At 42.4% G+C, this 16,757-nt stretch carries 15 protein-coding genes; 6 read left to right on the top strand and 9 right to left on the bottom strand.

Annotated elements, in window-relative coordinates; genetic code table 11:
* Positions 1-113: 113 nt before the first annotated feature.
* On the bottom strand, positions 114-1,367 hold the full coding sequence (locus tag ABEB05_RS04660; protein WP_265787951.1) for an MFS transporter: 1,254 nt from the start codon (positions 1,365-1,367) through the stop codon (positions 114-116).
* 305 nt (positions 1,368-1,672) lie between these two features.
* On the opposite strand from ABEB05_RS04660, the gene ABEB05_RS04655 reads away from it, so the two are divergent.
* The 5 genes from ABEB05_RS04655 to ABEB05_RS04635 all read left to right on the top strand — a co-directional run bounded on the left by ABEB05_RS04655 (position 1,673) and on the right by ABEB05_RS04635 (position 7,591).
* Positions 1,673-2,608 (top strand): sugar phosphate isomerase/epimerase family protein, encoded by a 936-nt coding sequence (locus ABEB05_RS04655; RefSeq protein ID WP_265787949.1) that lies wholly within the window; start codon positions 1,673-1,675, stop codon positions 2,606-2,608.
* A gap of 122 nt (positions 2,609-2,730) precedes the next feature.
* Complete coding sequence (locus tag ABEB05_RS04650; protein WP_265787947.1) at positions 2,731-4,443, top strand: GMC family oxidoreductase; 1,713 nt, start codon at positions 2,731-2,733, stop codon at positions 4,441-4,443.
* Positions 4,444-4,525: 82 nt separating this feature from the next.
* On the top strand, positions 4,526-5,140 hold the full coding sequence (locus tag ABEB05_RS04645; RefSeq protein WP_265787945.1) for a gluconate 2-dehydrogenase subunit 3 family protein: 615 nt from the start codon (positions 4,526-4,528) through the stop codon (positions 5,138-5,140).
* A gap of 39 nt (positions 5,141-5,179) precedes the next feature.
* The gene (locus ABEB05_RS04640; RefSeq protein ID WP_265787943.1) at positions 5,180-5,896 is read left to right on the top strand and encodes a 3-keto-disaccharide hydrolase; all 717 of its coding nucleotides are present in this window, start codon (positions 5,180-5,182) and stop codon (positions 5,894-5,896) included.
* A gap of 117 nt (positions 5,897-6,013) precedes the next feature.
* Complete coding sequence (locus ABEB05_RS04635; RefSeq protein ID WP_265787941.1) at positions 6,014-7,591, top strand: glycoside hydrolase family 10-like protein; 1,578 nt, start codon at positions 6,014-6,016, stop codon at positions 7,589-7,591.
* A gap of 35 nt (positions 7,592-7,626) precedes the next feature.
* Here the strand turns inward: ABEB05_RS04635 and ABEB05_RS04630 are convergent, their stop codons facing one another.
* Together ABEB05_RS04630 and ABEB05_RS04625 are read right to left on the bottom strand one after the other, a co-directional pair.
* Positions 7,627-8,196 carry a gluconate 2-dehydrogenase subunit 3 family protein gene (locus tag ABEB05_RS04630; RefSeq protein ID WP_265787939.1) on the bottom strand — a complete coding sequence of 190 codons (570 nt, stop codon included), beginning with the start codon at positions 8,194-8,196 and terminating at the stop codon, positions 7,627-7,629.
* Between the two features lie 81 nt (positions 8,197-8,277).
* Positions 8,278-9,999 carry a GMC oxidoreductase gene (locus ABEB05_RS04625; RefSeq protein ID WP_265787938.1) on the bottom strand — a complete coding sequence of 574 codons (1,722 nt, stop codon included), beginning with the start codon at positions 9,997-9,999 and terminating at the stop codon, positions 8,278-8,280.
* A gap of 182 nt (positions 10,000-10,181) precedes the next feature.
* Here ABEB05_RS04625 and ABEB05_RS04620 point away from each other — a divergent pair, with 182 nt between their 5' ends.
* A complete protein-coding gene (locus ABEB05_RS04620; protein ID WP_265787937.1) occupies positions 10,182-11,345 on the top strand; it encodes a Gfo/Idh/MocA family protein in 1,164 nt (387 codons plus the stop codon).
* Positions 11,346-11,428: 83 nt separating this feature from the next.
* On the opposite strand, the gene ABEB05_RS04615 is transcribed toward ABEB05_RS04620, so the two are convergent.
* From ABEB05_RS04615 to pheT, 6 genes are all read right to left on the bottom strand, one after another.
* Positions 11,429-12,115, bottom strand: a complete 687-nt coding sequence (locus tag ABEB05_RS04615) for a tetratricopeptide repeat protein (protein WP_265787936.1) — start codon at positions 12,113-12,115, stop codon at positions 11,429-11,431.
* Between the two features lie 66 nt (positions 12,116-12,181).
* Positions 12,182-12,859, bottom strand: a complete 678-nt coding sequence (locus tag ABEB05_RS04610; RefSeq protein ID WP_265787935.1) for an ABC transporter ATP-binding protein — start codon at positions 12,857-12,859, stop codon at positions 12,182-12,184.
* Positions 12,860-12,862: 3 nt separating this feature from the next.
* Positions 12,863-13,684, bottom strand: a complete 822-nt coding sequence (locus tag ABEB05_RS04605; RefSeq protein WP_265787934.1) for a TIGR00282 family metallophosphoesterase — start codon at positions 13,682-13,684, stop codon at positions 12,863-12,865.
* A gap of 87 nt (positions 13,685-13,771) precedes the next feature.
* Positions 13,772-14,065, bottom strand: coding sequence for a cell division protein ZapA (locus tag ABEB05_RS04600; RefSeq protein WP_265787932.1), 294 nt, complete (start codon positions 14,063-14,065; stop codon positions 13,772-13,774).
* Positions 14,062-14,325 carry a coiled-coil domain-containing protein gene (locus ABEB05_RS04595; RefSeq protein WP_286668720.1) on the bottom strand — a complete coding sequence of 88 codons (264 nt, stop codon included), beginning with the start codon at positions 14,323-14,325 and terminating at the stop codon, positions 14,062-14,064. Before ABEB05_RS04595 ends, ABEB05_RS04600 begins: the two co-directional genes overlap by 4 nt.
* 3 nt (positions 14,326-14,328) lie before the next feature.
* A complete protein-coding gene (pheT, locus tag ABEB05_RS04590) occupies positions 14,329-16,737 on the bottom strand; it encodes a phenylalanine--tRNA ligase subunit beta (protein WP_265787930.1) in 2,409 nt (802 codons plus the stop codon).
* Positions 16,738-16,757: the final 20 nt, after the last annotated feature.

Raw genomic sequence — 16,757 nt, 5'->3', positions numbered from 1 at the left:
TTAATGGATTTGTTTATACTTGTACTGATAACAGATTTTTCAGACCGAACTTAAAAAAATAAGGCCGTCCAACTTTTAGTAGTTGGCCGGCCTTAAATTTATATTTATTTCTATTATACGGTTATGTCTTCTGCGGTAGCATCTTCATCCAGTACCTGATCGTTAAAGAAAATGATAAAGAATACCATAACAGCTGCTGCAAAAATAGCAGGGATCCACCAGAAATCATGCCATTGGGCTAAGCTTAGAGAAGAAGCCTCTCCTAAAAACAGGTTATAAAGTTGTCCGGCAACCTGTGCACCAATAAGCATTCCTACACCATAAGTGATAAGGATAATAAGTCCCTGTGCCTGACCGCGAATACTTTCAGGAGCTTTTTTATCCACATAAATTTGTCCCGTAACAAAGAAGAAATCATAGCAAATTCCGTGGAGCGCTATTCCCGTAATAATCATCCAGATAATAGGGTCTGTAGCTCCAACTGCAAAGAAAGCGTAACGCAGAACCCAGGCAAACATACCCGCAGCCAACATCCATTTTACACCCAGACGGACAAACATGGCAGGAATGAGTACCATAAATAAGGCTTCGGACATTTGTCCGATAGTCAAGGTAGCGGCAATATTTTCAAAGCCGGTATCCCCTAAAAATATTTGGGTAAAGTTATAATAGGCTGCTAACGGGATACAGATCAGAAACGAACTGAACAAGAATACATAAAAAGACTTACTTCCCAGTTTCTTGATAGCATCAATACCCGCAATACTTCGCACGGAAACCTCTTCTCCTGCGGCAGGAGGAGGGGTATGTGGAAGGGTAAAGCTATAGAGACCCAACAGCAGGCTGGCTGCCGAAGTTAAATAAAGTGGCAGGGCCGTTTCTTCGGGAATTGTATTTTCTGCCAAAAAATATCCGAGCCCAAAGCTGATTGCCAATCCGGCTACAATCCAGCCAATGGTACCAAAGACTCGTATAATAGGAAAGTCTTTTTCTTGGTCATTAATATGGTGGAAAGAGAGGGAGTTGGCCAAACTCATTGTTGGCATATAGCAAATATTATAGGCCAAAAGCAGTAGGATAAAGACCAAGGGCGAATTTACCGCCATTGGTGTAAGAAACATAAAAACAGCACCCAAAATATGTAAAAAACCCAAAACTTTTTCTGTCGCAAAATACCGGTCAGCAATAAACCCTACAAAAAAAGGAGCAATAATTGCTGCGATCGGATTAACGGTAAAGGGCCAATGGGTGAGGTTTTCCATGCCATTGACGCTCATGTAAACTGCTACGGTGGAATACCATGCACCCCATATAAAAAATTCCAGAAACATCATGAGGCTGAGCTTGGTCTGCAATAATTTATTCATTAATACCCCTAAATTTTAGTGCGATTTTCAGTTAAAAGTTTTGTTTCTCTAAACAGCTAAGTATGTAAAAAAATTACTCCAATTGTTGTAAAAAAATTTTGCATTATTATTACAAAAAAATATCAGGCAGTGAATTGCATCCCTCGAATCTTTTATTACATTATAGAGTTAATTAAAATTTTATATTTTTGTAGTCAATTATTAGCAGGCTAGAATAAGATCATTAGGTACACGCATTTTATTCTCTGTAGTCAATGTTAATAATGATTTGCTACTAACCTTAAACTTTAAAAGGGATCTTTGTGATGGATAGAAAAAAATTTTTACAATTAAGTGGATTGGCGGCTTTTTCGGCTTCAGTACCCGGTTTGGTTACTGCATGTAATTCTAATGCAAATCCTTCCAAGGAAGAATTGTTTTTTGATATATCACTTGCCGAGTGGAGCCTGCACCAATCATTATTCGATGGAAAGCTAGAGAATCTTGATTTTCCCGCAACGGCCAAAAATGAATTTGGGATTAGTGCAGTAGAGTATGTAAATCAATTTTTTAAAGATAAAGCCGAAGATACCGATTACCTGGATGAGCTTAACAGCCGGTGTGATGATCTGGGAGTTGATCAGGTGCTGATTATGATTGATGGAGAAGGAGGACTCGCTATTTCCGATGAGGAGGAACGCCTGCAAGCGGTTGAAAACCATTATAAATGGGTAGAAGCAGCACAATACCTCGGATGTCATTCCATTCGGGTAAATGCTTATGGTAATACCTCCCCTGAAGAGCAAAAAAAGGCAGCGGTCGATAGTTTAGGTCGTTTGGCTACCTTTGCCAAAGACTACGATATTAATGTGATTGTGGAAAATCATGGCGGCTATTCTTCAAATGGTAAATGGCTAGCCGATGTAATGGAGCAGGTCGACATGGAAAATTGTGGTACTCTACCTGACTTTGGCAATTTCTGCATTGATCAAGAAGATGGTGCCTGTGTCGAAGAATATGACCGGTACAAAGGTACGGAAGAACTTATGCCTTTTGCTCACGGAGTCAGTGCAAAAACCTATGCTTTTAATGAGGAAGGAGAAGAAACTACTATTGATTATAGAAAAATGCTCAAAATTGTTAAAGATGCTGGCTTCAATGGATACATCGGTATTGAATATGAGGGAAGCGAGCTAAGTGAATTTGAAGGTGTAAAAGCCTCAAAAGAGCTGCTGATGACTATTGGTAAAGAACTTTCTTAAACGAGCGAGGTCCTGTTGTTTTGTACAAGAGGACCTTTTTTACTAGTTCGATTAATTTTCTGTTGGATATAAAATAGACCTCAATCTGAATTTCAGTTTAAATCTTAGGAGTACCGATTTCTATGCAGATTAAAGAAAGTACCGAAGAATATGATGTGTGCATTGTTGGATCCGGAGCCGGAGGCGGGATGGCGGCACATGAATTGACCAAGGCCGGCGCTAATGTCATTATGCTGGAAGCAGGAGGATGGTTTGATTCGGAAGATTTTGCCATGTTTACCTGGCCTTATGAATCACCTCGTCGCGGTGCTTCCACCCGCCTGCAGCCATTTGGTGAATTTGATGCTTGCTTTGGAGGGTGGGATATTGAAGGCGAACCTTATTCGACCACAGAAGGCACCACCTTTGACTGGTTTAGGGGGCGGATGTTGGGCGGCCGAACAAATCACTGGGGACGTATTTCCCTGCGATTTGGTCCCGATGATTTTAGGGTAAAAAGCAAAGATGGATTGGGGGGTGACTGGCCCATCAGTTATGAAGAAATTGCTCCCTATTATGACCGCATTGATCGTCTAATTGGAGTTTTTGGTACCAATGAGGGGATTCACAATGAGCCTGGTGGTGTTTTTATGGATCCGCCGGAGCCCCGTTGCTATGAGCATCTGATCAAAGATGCCTGTGATGATATGGGAATTCCGGCGATCCCGTCGCGTTTATCAATCATTACGGAACCACATAACGGACGGGCGGCCTGTCACTATTGCGGTCAGTGTAACCGAAGCTGTTCTACCCATTCTAATTTTTCTACGCCTTCCGTACTGCTTCCACCGGCCCTTGAAACCGGTAATCTTGAGATTATAGATAATGCAATGGTCCGGGAAGTGACGTATAGCGACGGTAAGGCGACTGGTGTTTCATATATTGATAAAACGGAGAACAAAGAGTATAAGGTCAGGGCTAAAATTGTAGTACTGGCCGCAAGTGCCTGTGAATCTGCACGCTTGCTATTGAATTCAAAGTCCTCGGACTTTCCCAATGGCTTGGCCAATTCCAGTGGTGTGGTGGGTAAATATCTGATGGATTCTACAGGAACCTCAGTAGCCGGTTTGGTTCCCGACTTGATGGATATGCCGGCCCATAACGAAGATGGAACAGGCGGCATGCATCTCTATATACCTTGGTGGAAGGACAACAGTACGCTGGACTTTCCACGAGGTTATCACGTTGAGCTGTGGGGTGGACGAGGCATGCCGAGTTACGGATTTATGGGAGGTATCCAAAATTACAATGACATGTTCCGAGAAGGCCCTAAACGCAGTGGCGGATATGGCAAGGAGCTAAAAGAAGATTATCGGAAGTATTATGGCTCTATTATCGGGATGTCTGGCCGGGGCGAAAGCATCGCCTATGAAGATAATTACTGCGAAATTGATCCCAATATGGTTGACGAATGGGGTATTCCTACATTACGGTTTAATTATAACTGGAGTGATCACGAATACAATCAGGTCAAGCACATGCAGGAGACCTTCCGCTCCATTATCGATCAAATGGGAGGGAAGGCGCTTTGGGATATGCCTTCCAAAGAAGATGGCTACGGTATTACGAATCCCGGCGAGATCATTCACGAAGTAGGGACAACGCGTATGGGCGATGATCCGGATACCTCAGTATTGAATAAGTATTGCCAGGCCCACGATGTTGACAACCTGTTTGTTGTTGATGGAGGATCATTTGTATCGCAACCGCATAAAAATCCGACGTGGACAATCTTAGCCCTATCGATGCGTGCATCGGAGTACATGACAAATCAAATGAATAAAGGAAATCTTTAAACAAATGTATAAGGTAGAAGGCCGGAATTAATACCCGAAAACAAGCTCATTACACTACTTTATACTAAAAATCTAACTCACTATGGATAGAAGAGAAGCTCTGAAAACCTTATCGCTTGGCACGCTGGCGGCAAGTTTTACCCTTACCGGCTGTGAAACACCACCGCAGGAGGCAGCAAAGGAACATAAATTTTGGAAGCATGTGACCGAACAAGATCTGGAAAAATGGGAGACTCAGTTCTTTACCGACCATGAGTTCGAAACGGTTCGCCAGCTTGCGAATATGATTATTCCCGCAGACGAGCGTTCGGGCAATGCAGAAGAGGCTGGGGTCCCCGAATTTATCGATTTTATGATGCTTGATCGACCCGAAAACCAGACGCCTATTCGTGGTGGTTTGCAATGGCTTGATGTACAGTGTCAAAAGCGATATGACAAAAAGTTTATTGATTGTTCGGAGAATGAGAAAACGGATATACTTGATGACATTGCCTATCCGGAGGAGGCAAAACCAGAAATGCAGCAGGGAGTAGCCTTTTTTAATCGTTTTCGGGATCTGGTGGCATCCGGTTTTTGGTCTAGTAAAATAGGGATTGAGGATATCGGATATATGGGTAATCAGCCTTTTGATTGGCAGGGATGCTCCCACGAGGCACTTGAACATATTGATTTAGCTGACAAAGCTAGTTCAGCGTGAATTACTTTATCATAATCAAATCCAAATAACAGAATCACTATGAAATTTTTATCTACCGTATTTTCATTACTTTTAATTTTAGGATTAAGTATCAACATGAGTAATGCCCAACATAATACCTTAACAGAGAAAGAGCAGCAGGAGGGATGGATTTTATTGTTTGACGGGGAGTCCTTTGATCACTGGCGCAGTTATAATAGCGGTACATTTCCTGAAGACGGTTGGGTAGCAGAAGATGGAGCCCTTACTGTGCTCGAAGATGGTGGGGGAGGTGATATTATCACTCGCCATAAATATGGTGATTTTATACTTAAACTCGAATGGAAGGTTCAGGAAAGTGGCAACAGTGGTATTCTTTACCGCGGGATTGAACAGCCTAACCAACCGATTTACTGGTCTGCTCCCGAGTTTCAAATCCTGGATAATGAAAATCATCCGGATGCAGATATGGGAGAAGATGGAAACCGAAAATCAGCTTCCTTATATGATCTGATCCCGGCCGAACCACAGAATGCGAATCCGTATGGAGAATGGAACAGCGCAAAGATCGTGGCTAAGGGATCCACCATAGAACATTGGCAAAATGGAGAGAAAGTGGTTACCTATGAAATGTGGACCAATGATTGGTACGAAATGATACGTAATAGCAAGTTTAGTGAGCATCCGGAGTTTGGCGATCCCCGGGAAGGACACATTAGCTTGCAGGATCATGGTGATCGAGTGAGTTTCCGCAATATCAAAATCAAAGAACTGTAATTTTTTTTCTCGTTTTTTCTCAGGCCATCATAGTTATTTATGATGGCCTATTTTATGTTAAAAAGAAATTTCCAATATTATTTTTAGTAGCTTTAACTTGATCAGCTTTTGATAAGTATGACTTTCGAACGAGCATTATCTCTAACTTTATTTATTGCTGTTGTTGCAGCTAGTTGTACGACTACAAAACCTGTTAGTGAACCTGAGAGGCCAGAGAACGAAGGTATTGTTGAACAAAGAGAGAGAGATGAAGAGAAAGCTACGAAAATAAATATTGATGAGATTCCCAAGACGCCCAGAGAATTTCGGGGGGCTTGGATTGCCACTGTAGATAATATTGATTGGCCCTCGGATTCCGGTCTTACGGTTTCGGAGCAAAAAAAAGAGCTTAGAGCCATCATGGACAGGGCGGTATTGCTTAACCTGAATGCTATTATATTCCAAGTCAGGCCATCGGCTGATGCCTTTTATAACTCCCCGTATGAACCTTGGTCGGCTTATCTGACCGGGAAACAGGGAGAACCCCCAGAGCCGTATTACGATCCCCTGAAATTTGCTGTAGAGGAAGCACATCGTCGGGGACTCGAACTGCATGCGTGGTTCAATCCGTTTCGTGCGCATCATCCCGCTGCCCGTGGACCTTTGGCGCCAAATCATATTAGGAATAGGAAATCTGATCTTGTTGTTTCCTATGGGTCATATTTGTGGTTAGATCCGGGAAAGGAAGAAGCACGGCAATATTCTATTGACGTTATTGCAGATGTGGTACGCCGCTATGATATAGATGGGGTTCATCTTGATGATTACTTTTATCCGTATCCTGCTAAAAGTAATTCCGGTCAATCGATCGGCTTTCCAGATTATGCTTCTTATGCTAAATTCAGGGATAAAACTACTTCTGGAAACAGGAATGAGTGGCGTCGAGAAAATATAAATACATTTGTAAAGCGATTAAATGAAGAAATTAAGCTTATAGATCCGAAGGTGAGGTTTGGTATTTCACCGTTTGGCATTTGGCGCCCGGGACATCCGGAGCAGATAGAGGGCTTTGATGCCTATAATGAAATCTTTGCTGATGCCAGAAAATGGTTGCGCGAAGGGTGGGTAGATTATCTCACCCCACAGCTGTATTGGCCAATTAGTCAGCAAGCGCAGAGTTTTCCTGTACTCTTGGAGTGGTGGCAACAGCAGAATATTAAAAATCGTCACCTTTGGCCGGGACTGTATACAAGTAAATTGCTTTCTACTTCTGATGGATGGTCCTCAGAAGAAATTGCAGAGCAAATTCAAATAATACGAAATCAGCCCGGTGCTGAAGGCGCCATACACTTTAGCATGAAGGCATTAATGCAGAATCCCGATCAAATTTCGGGTCGATTAATGGATAAGGTCTACACTTCATCAGCTTTGGTTCCTTCTACAGACTGGCTTCCGGGCGGTTTACCAGAAAAGCCGGATGCAGAGCTTGAAAAGGTAGGTAATCAATTTGTGCTTACTCTTAACACAACTAAAGATTCATGGCTATGGGTTGTTAAAAAGAAATTTGGGAATAGGTGGGAAACGGATATCTATCCTGGCTGGAAACAAAGTATTGCTATTCCCGAGACCTTTGAGGGAAATACATTTTCCGGGGCCGTTGTAACCGTGGTAAATGAACTGGGGAAAGAAAGTACCTCCCAGATTTTAGAGAGTTAAGTATAAAAGTGATTTCAATTTATGCCACCCATATTTTATGAATAAGCCCTGCCTACTTCGGAATAGGGCATGCAGGCATCGTAATAACCAGGAACAATGTCGGAAACGAGCTCTTGAGAAGCACCAATCTCAGAAGTATAATACCCTACGACGGTAAACTCCTTCATCATTGAAAAGATCGGTTTCAAATCTGCATCAGAGTTATTTTGGGCTTCCTGCTCCAGTTCTTCCATAACTGTAATTTGATCTGCTTCTCCAAGTTCTGCGAAAACATCGTCAAATTTTTGGTTGCTGAGTTGATCAATGCGGTCAAGTCCCTCCAAAAAATGTTTACGCTCCTCCTCGGTATTCCAGTTGGTAAGCATGTGATCAATAAACTGATTTACGCCAGCAGCTTTTGCTCCGGGAGTATCGGTAGCGGGAATTATACGTTCAGAAAACTGGGTAACCAGTTCATTCTGTGCCTGTGATAACGTTTGCGGAGTAAATCCGGCACCACCGTTCGTTTCTGCCGAACATCCTCCCATAATCCCGGCTACAGTGGTAAGGGACAGGGCTCCTCCGCTTAAAAGTGCAAGTTGTTTTAAAGCTTCTCTTCTATTCATTGTATACCTAATTTTAAGTCATGAAATAAGGTTCTCGAAAAAATAAAAAACTGATTAAAGACCTCACTGATATTACGGTCGTTAAATATTACCTTTATTCAGCTCATCCACTGCATAATCTACCGCCCGGGCGGTTAATGCCATATAGGTTAAGGATGGATTCTGACAAGCTGCCGAAGTCATGCAAGCCCCATCGGTGACAAAAAGGTTCGGGACGTCGTGCGTTTGGTTATGGGCATTTAAAACGGAAGTTTCCGGATCTCTTCCCATACGTGCAGTACCCATTTCATGGATACCTTCACCGACCAGATACTCCCCAAAATAGGGACTTACATTTTTGCCGCCGGCAGCTTCCAGCATTTCAGCTGCTGTTTCAGCCATATCTTCCCGCATTTTTTCTTCATTTTCATTAATGGAAGCATGAATTTCTAATTGGGGTAAGCCCCATTCATCAGTTTCTTCAGAAAGAGTCACGTGATTATCCTCATAGGGAAGTATTTCTCCAAAAGCGGTCATTCCAAAATTCCAGGGACCGGGATCACGCAGTTTTTCTTTGAATTCTTTCCCAAAGCCATCCATAGAAGTGCCACGCCCCCAGCTGGCCCTGCTTGCGCGACCCTGGAAGCCATATCCACGAATAAATTCATCATGCTTGGTTTCTTCGTTTATATTACGGAATCGAGGAATATATATACCATTAGGCCTGTTTCCCTTGTAATAGCGATCTTCATATCCTTCAAAAGTGCCGGAAGCTCCTACCCGGAAGTGGTGGTCCATCAGGTAATGTCCCATTACACCACTTGAGTTTGCAATTCCATTTGGGAAAGCATCGGAAGTAGAGTTCAGCATGATCTGGGTAGAGCCAAGGGCAGAGGCGTTTAAAAATATGACCTTAGCATGATACTCTTTTGTCTCCTTTGTCAACCGATCAATAACGCGTACCCCTTTCGCCCGATTGGTTTCCTTATCATAAATGATACTATCTACAATACTGTTTGGGCGCAAGGTAAGGTTTCCCGTATTGCGTGCAGCAGGGAGGGTGCTGCTTTGGCTGGAGAAGTATGCTCCTACACTACATCCACGAGAGCAGGGGCCACAATAGTGACAGGCGCCGCGTCCTTTATGTGGTTCCGTTAATACTGCACAGCGACCTATCGTCAGATATCGGTATTCAAAATTATTTTCAATCTTCTCCTTTACGTCTTGTTCAACGCAATTTAAGTCCATGGGAGGCAAAAAATTTCCATCAGGTAGGTGGTCAAGACCTTCTTCCTGGCCGCTAACACCTATAAACTCTTCCACATAATCGTACCATGGGGCAATATCTTCATATCGGATAGGCCAGTCTACAGCTATGCCTTCTTTGGCATTCGCTTCAAAATCAAGATCACTCCACCGGTAAACCTGGCGACCCCATGTAAGAGAACGGCCTCCAACTTGGTATCCCCTCACCCATAAAAAAGGATCTTCCTCATCAGTTTGATAGGGGTGTTTCTTATCATTTACGAAAAAATGATAGTTATACTCATTGATAACATCTGACCGAAGCTGTCGGGGATACTCTTCCTCAAAGAGCTTTCGGTCACCACGACCCCTAAATTCAGCTTCCCAGGGAGGCATGTGTTCCGTTTTATAATCTTCCCCGTGCTTTACATCACGTCCCCGTTCAAGAACCAATGTTTTCAATCCCTTTTCTGTTAATTCTTTTGCTGCCCATCCGCCAGAAATTCCTGATCCTACAACTATAGCATCATATTCGTTTTCACTCTGGGCATCTGAAACGTAGAAATTTTTATTTTTCATGATCCTTTTTTGTTTTTCTTATACTACTGCATCAACATATATGTGGAGCACGATATTTGCAAGAAATTTGCAGAAATAATTTTGGAAATTTCTTCGACATGCTAAACTTTTGCATTTTCAATTTTAAAGGTGCTTATTACAATCGATAATTAAATTTTAAGTAAAAAAATTAGAATTAATCCATGAGTATAGATAGGAAAATTCGTTACGGAATGGTCGGTGGTGGTCCCGGTGCATTTATCGGAGAAGTCCACCGTATGGCTGCCGCACTAGATGGTAAGATGGAACTCATTGCAGGAGCTTTTTCCTCAAAGCCTGAAAAGTCCCGGGAAATGGGAGAACGACTGCACCTGGATCCGGACAGGGTATATGATTCTTATGAAGAAATGGCTGAAAAAGAGTCTGCACTGCCTGAAAATGAGCGAATTGATTTTGTAAGTATTACAACCCCAAACTTTCTGCACTACCCGGTAGCAAAGGTGTTTATTGAGGCAGGTATTCACGTTGTTTGTGATAAGCCAATGACCAATACCATTGAGGAAGCGGAGGAATTATGCCGGCTGGTAGAAGAACACGATGTTATTTTTGGTCTTACCCATAATTATACCGGCTATCCTATGGTTAAAGAAGCCAAGAAAATAGTCGATGACGGAAGGCTGGGTAAGCTTCGGAAAGTCGTAGTGGAATATCCGCAAGGTTGGTTATCCCAGAGTGATAACGATGATGAGGTATGGAGATTAGATCCTGACAAAGCGGGTATATCTTCCTGTATAGGAGACATCGGGACTCATGCTGAAAACCTGGTCGAATACATTACCGGACTCCAGATGGAGGAGCTGTATGCCGATATTAATACTTTTGGCGAAGGAAGAGATCTGGAAGATGATGCGAATATGCTGATTCATTATGAAGGTGGAGTTCAGGGAGTCTTGCATGTCTCGCAAATTGCCGTTGGTGAAGAGAATGACCTGAATGTTAGAATTTACGGAGAAAAGGCAGGACTGGAATGGCACCAGGAAAATCCAAACTATCTGCAGGTTAAATATCCGGATGGAGCCGAAGAAATTTATAAAAGAGGTAATCCATACTTGTCAGACGTAGCAGGTGCGGGCAATCGTATTCCTCCCGGACATCCGGAAGGCTTTATTGAAGCTTTTGCCAACATCTATTCAAATGTAGCCGATACTATTGCTGCCCGACTGGCAGGAGAGGAGCCTCATGAATTTGCCCAAGATTTTCCAACAGTCCAGGATGGAGCACGGGGAGTTCATTTTATCCACAAATCAATTGAAAGCGGGAAAAATCGTCGGTGGGTAGATATGGACTATCAACCGCCGGGAAGTTAATACTTAATCGAAAAGCTCATAATAAATGAACTAAAGGAGGATTCTGAGAAGAGAATCCTCCTTTTTTATATTGATTTCTTTTATTAATTGGCGGTAGCTAAAGTACCTAAAAGACGTTGCGCTTCAGATGCCTGTGGACTATTGCTGTATTCATCTACAACAAGCTGAGCATATTCCTTAGCTTGTTCTTTTTCTCCGGCAGAGTTGTAGGTCTGGGCAGCTTTTAAATAATTGAAGGGAGTTGTTGAGCTGTTTTCATCCCATTCAGCTGCTTTTATATACAGCTTCGCAGCCTCACTATAATTTCCTTCTTCAGTCATAAGCATCGCATGAAAGGAAATAGGGCCAACTCCTAAAATACCATCAGGAAGTTCATAGCCTTCAATATAAGAGATAGCTTCTTGTAGGTTGCCCAGGTTAAATGCACTTACTGCAGCATAATAGCGAGCCAAATTAGCAGCATCGGTACGGGGATAATTATCAATGATTTGTTCAAACCCAACTGCAAAATCCTCATCAGATCCTGTAAGTGCTTGTTGGTAATTCCCGTTGATATAATAGGTTGTAGCGTCTGATAATAATTGCTGGGCACTTTCTTCTTGAGAGGTGGAATAATAGTAATAACCTATCCCTCCTCCAATAATCAGAATTAAAGCTATAATACCTCCGATTACAGCAGACTTATTTTGGTCATAAAAACTTTGTGCCTTGGAAAAAGTTTCTAATAGCGGATCGCTTTCTAACTCTTCGCGCGCTTGTTTCTTGGACATAATAAAATTGGATTAAACTTTATTTTTGGTCGGTAAAAATATCATTGTTTTGGATGATAGCAAAATCTAAAGTTCTGCCAGTTTTCCATGAGAGAGTTCGTAAACTAAATCTGATCGCTCTGCAATATTTTTTTCATGGGTAATTAAGAGAATACTTACATCTTTTTTCCTTCGGATGTCATAAAGAAGATCGAGCAGAATTTCGGTATTTCTTTCATCAAGATTTCCTGTAGGTTCGTCGGCCAAAATAAGATCGGGGTCATTGATAAGGGCACGTGCCATGGCCACCCGCTGTTGTTCCCCACCGGAAAGTTGTGTGGGACGGTGTTCTGCCCGGTCAGCAATACCAAAATCCCGAAGGAGTAGCAATGCTTTTTCCTTGGCCTGCTGTTCCGTTGCATTGCCAATCAATGCGGGCATCATAATGTTTTCTACAGCCGTAAATTCCGGCAACAGGTGATGGAATTGGAAAACAAAGCCCAAATTTTTGTTTCTGAATTTGGCTAGTATCTCTTTGCCCATGTCATATATTGATTCCTCCTGCCACAACACCGTTCCTGAATCAGGACGATCCAGTCCACCCAGAATATGGAGCAAAGTACTTTTTCCACATCCGCTCGCACCAACAATAGTCACAATCGATCCCTTTTCTATGGCAATGGAAGTATTATCTAAAACGGTAAGGGGATTCCCATCTCGACCATTATAGGTTTTGGTGATATCACGAGCTTCTAAAATGGGCATTTTTTATTCTTCTAAGCTATTTGATTGAAAGGAAGGATAAATGATCGGCTCAATATGCTTGCATTTACCCGTTTCAATATCAACTTTTCCCAAGACGGCACAGAGATGATTATTTCCGTTTGCCAGTCGATAGCGATGGGGAGTACCTAGTTTAAACCGTTTCATAGAAGTATTTTTATCCATTCCCAATACTGAATCAAAAGAACCGGTCATGCCTGCATCGCTGATATAGCCCGTGCCGTTAGGTAAAAGCCGGGCATCGTTGGTTGGAATATGCGTATGGGTTCCTACGAACATAGAAATCTCTCCATCCAGATGCCAGGCCAACGCCATTTTTTCTGCGGTGGCTTCAGCATGGAAATCTACAAATATTATATCTGTTTCCTCCTTCATTCGTTCAATAACCCAGTCGGCAGTTGAAAAAGGATCGTCGATGGCATTCATAAAGGTACGTCCCTGTAGATTAAGGACTCCAATTTTTTGGTCGCTATCAGATAGGTCATAAACACCAAATCCATAGCCAGGATTACCTTTTGGATAATTCATCGGACGTAGAATATTGGCATCTTCTTTCATGTAGTCAAAGACCTTCCATTTGGCGAAGGAGTGGTTGCCTCCTGTAATTACGTCAACGCCTAAGTCATAGAGTCGCTGAATGATTGAACGATTGATACCCTTGCCCTCATGGGAATTTTCCCCATTCGCAATAACGAAGTCCGCTTCATGTTTATCGATGAGGCTGGGTAAAATAGTTTCTAAAAGACTTAATCCGGGATCGCCAACGATATCTCCGACAAAAAGTATATTTAGTAATTTGCTGGGCATGGCTACTGAAATTAGGCCAAAGGAAAATCTGATGAATTAAAAAGCTAAAGGTAAGGAAATTAACGGCCTTCTCAGAATGGAATTTAATCAGGAAGTTATTTCATCAACAAACTCTTCAAGAGAGCCATTTACCTTTTCCATTACTTTTTCTTCCTGTTGATTAAGCTCTCTGTTTTGCTTGCGCTCCTCAAAAAGTTCTTCGGCAATCGCTAAAGCAGCAAGCGACATAACCGTAGTATCGGGCTGCTTATTTAATTCTTTTTTGTATTGCCGGAATTTATCATCTACATAATGGGCAATACGTTTCATCGTTTCCTCTTCAGAATCCTTTACTTTTAAAGGAAACTGCTTGCCTAAAATAGTTACTTTGACAGATTTCATTGGCTATCCTCCAGATGATTGTCAATTTTAGAAATCAAGCCCAATACCTGATGACGTATGGCCAGCCGCTCTGATTCAGAAACCTCTGAAAAAATATCAGCTTGTCCCTGCTCAATTTTTCGGAGTTTCGACTTGAGTTTACTATTCTCTTTTTCGAGCTCATCAATTTCCTCTCTGAGAGAAGTCACCTCTTTTCGGATCTCATTGATGAGTCGATTAAACTCTTTTTTGTATGGACTGTCGTCTGTTAGCACGGTCAATTATTATGATCGAAGTTTAGCGGAATACTCCTTTTCGAGCCTTTCAACTACTTTGTTAATTATAGGCTCTACTTCATTGATAGTCAATGTTTTGTTTTTATCCAAGAATGAAAGTCTGAAGGCCAAACTTTTTTTATTTTCACCAAGCGAAGGACCTTCAAAAACGTCAAATATTTGGAGATCATGAAGATTACCCCCCGCCGTTTCTTTAATTGCTTTTACCAGTTTTCCAGCCTTGATTCCCCGATCGACAATGACTGCAAAGTCGAACTCAAAGGAGGGAAACTTGGATACCGGTTCATAAGTTTTTCCCTCTGTTCGCTGCTTAATATCGAATATCTTGGACAGGGAAAATTCGGCAGCTACAGCAGGTAGTTTTATCTCATAATTTTTTCTCATCTTTTGAGAGATATTTTTTAATTCACCTATTTTTTCTCCATCTGCTTTATAAGTGAGTACATTATTGTCATCCACAAATGTTTCCACCTCAGATAAAACTTCAACCTCCTGCAAGAAGCTGTTTACGGAAGCTTTTAAGTCAAAGGCATCATAGTGTTTCGGTTCAGTTTTCCAATGCTCAATGGTTTTAAAACCTGCCAGGCCAAATAAAATATGGGTTTCTTCTTTGATACCATGGTGATAGGTACCATTGTCCGATTTCTCAAAAACATTTCCAATTTCAAAAAAGCGAAGCTGCTGGGCTTTACGATTAAAATTGTAAGCTACAGATTTAAGAAAACCGTACAGCAGGGAAGGGCGAAGCGTGGTCATCTCTTTTGAAATGGGGTTGAGCGTATGAATCATGCCTTTCAATTCGCCCAGCCATTCTGCATCTGCTTCGGGCATTAGTGAGTTTGAATAGATTTCCCGGAATCGAAGCCCCTTTGCTGTTTCTTTTGCTTTGGTACGTAGCTTCTCCCAATCGGTAAGAGGTTCGGGAGAAGTGAATTTACCATGTTTAGGAGGTGGAATCCGATTATAATCGTATAATCGACCTATTTCCTCTATAAGATCAACTTCACGTTCGAGATCCGGACGGAAAGTGGGAATTTTGTATGTAATGGATTCCTCATCCCGATTAATAAGATCCAGTTCCAGTCCGTCCAGTATTTCTACAATCTGATCGACGGTAAAATTGGTTCCCAGAAGACGATTAACATATGATTTTCTAAGTTCCAGTAGTTGCGGTTCCGTCTTTACCGGATGCACATCCGTACAACCACCGCTTATTTTACCGTTACATATGTCCGCAATTAGCTGTGCCGCCCGTTCAGCGGCAATACGTTGCAGTTGGGGATCAATGCCCCGTTCGAAACGGTAGGAGGCATCAGTTTGCAGTACCTGCTCTTTGGCTGTTTTACGTATGCTAGCGGGATCAAAATAGGCACTTTCAATCAGTACGTTTTTAGTTTGGTCACCTACTTCCGAATCAACGCCTCCCATTACGCCTGCAATGGCTATCGGTTCCTGCTCATCACAAATAAAGAGCGTTCCGGCTGAACAAGTGCGTTCTTCATGATCGAGTGTTTCAAATGTAATTTCTTCATCAAAATCTTTGATGATTATGCTATTGCCTTTAATGGTATCTGCATCAAAAGCGTGCAGAGGTTGCCCCAGTTCGAACATTACATAATTAGTAATATCCACAATGTTGTTAACGGGACGTATGCCCAGGACCTTTAACCGATTCTGAAGCCAGGTAGGAGATTCCTCTATGGTCACATCTTTAACCAGCTTGCCCACGTACCGGGGACACTTTTGGGGGGCTTCTATATTTATATCAATTTCCTGCAGAGGCTCGGCAGCTTCAAAATCCGTTTCAAAAGGTTTGGAAAGATCCAGGGAGAGGGCGGCTGCAAGGTCTCGCGCTACCCCCAGATGACAGGTTGCATCCGGACGGTTGGGGGTGATTTCAATGTCAATAACCGTATCCTGATAGATATCAATAGCCTTATGAAGGGGGGTGCCGGGTTTGAGGCGCTCATCCAACACCATGATGCCACTGTGATCTTCTCCGAGCCCCAGTTCATCCTCAGCACAGATCATGCCGGTAGATTTTTCGCCCCGCAGTTTGGCCTTACGGATGGTAAAAGGCTCACCGTTTTCCGTTTCGACAGGAAGCGTCGTACCGACCGTTGCAACGGGGACTTTTTGTCCGGCGGCTACATTATTGGCCCCGCAAATTATTTGTACTTCTTCATCTCCCAGGTTCACTGAGCATATTCGCAGGCGGTCGGCATTGGGATGTTCCTTAACGTCTAACACTTCACCGACTACTACCCCTTCCAGCTTACTTCCATAAGAGGAAACCTCTTCAACTTCCAGGCCGATAAGAGTGAGCTTTTCGGCGGTTTCTTCAGGAGTAAGTTCTAAATTAATAAATTCAGAAAGCCAGTTGTAAGAAATTTTCATTTATTTGATCATTGTTTATT

The organism is Fodinibius salicampi, assembly GCF_039545095.1.
Taxonomy (GTDB): domain Bacteria; phylum Bacteroidota; class Rhodothermia; order Balneolales; family Balneolaceae; genus Fodinibius; species Fodinibius salicampi.
This window is presented reverse-complemented; position numbering and strand designations above follow the sequence as displayed.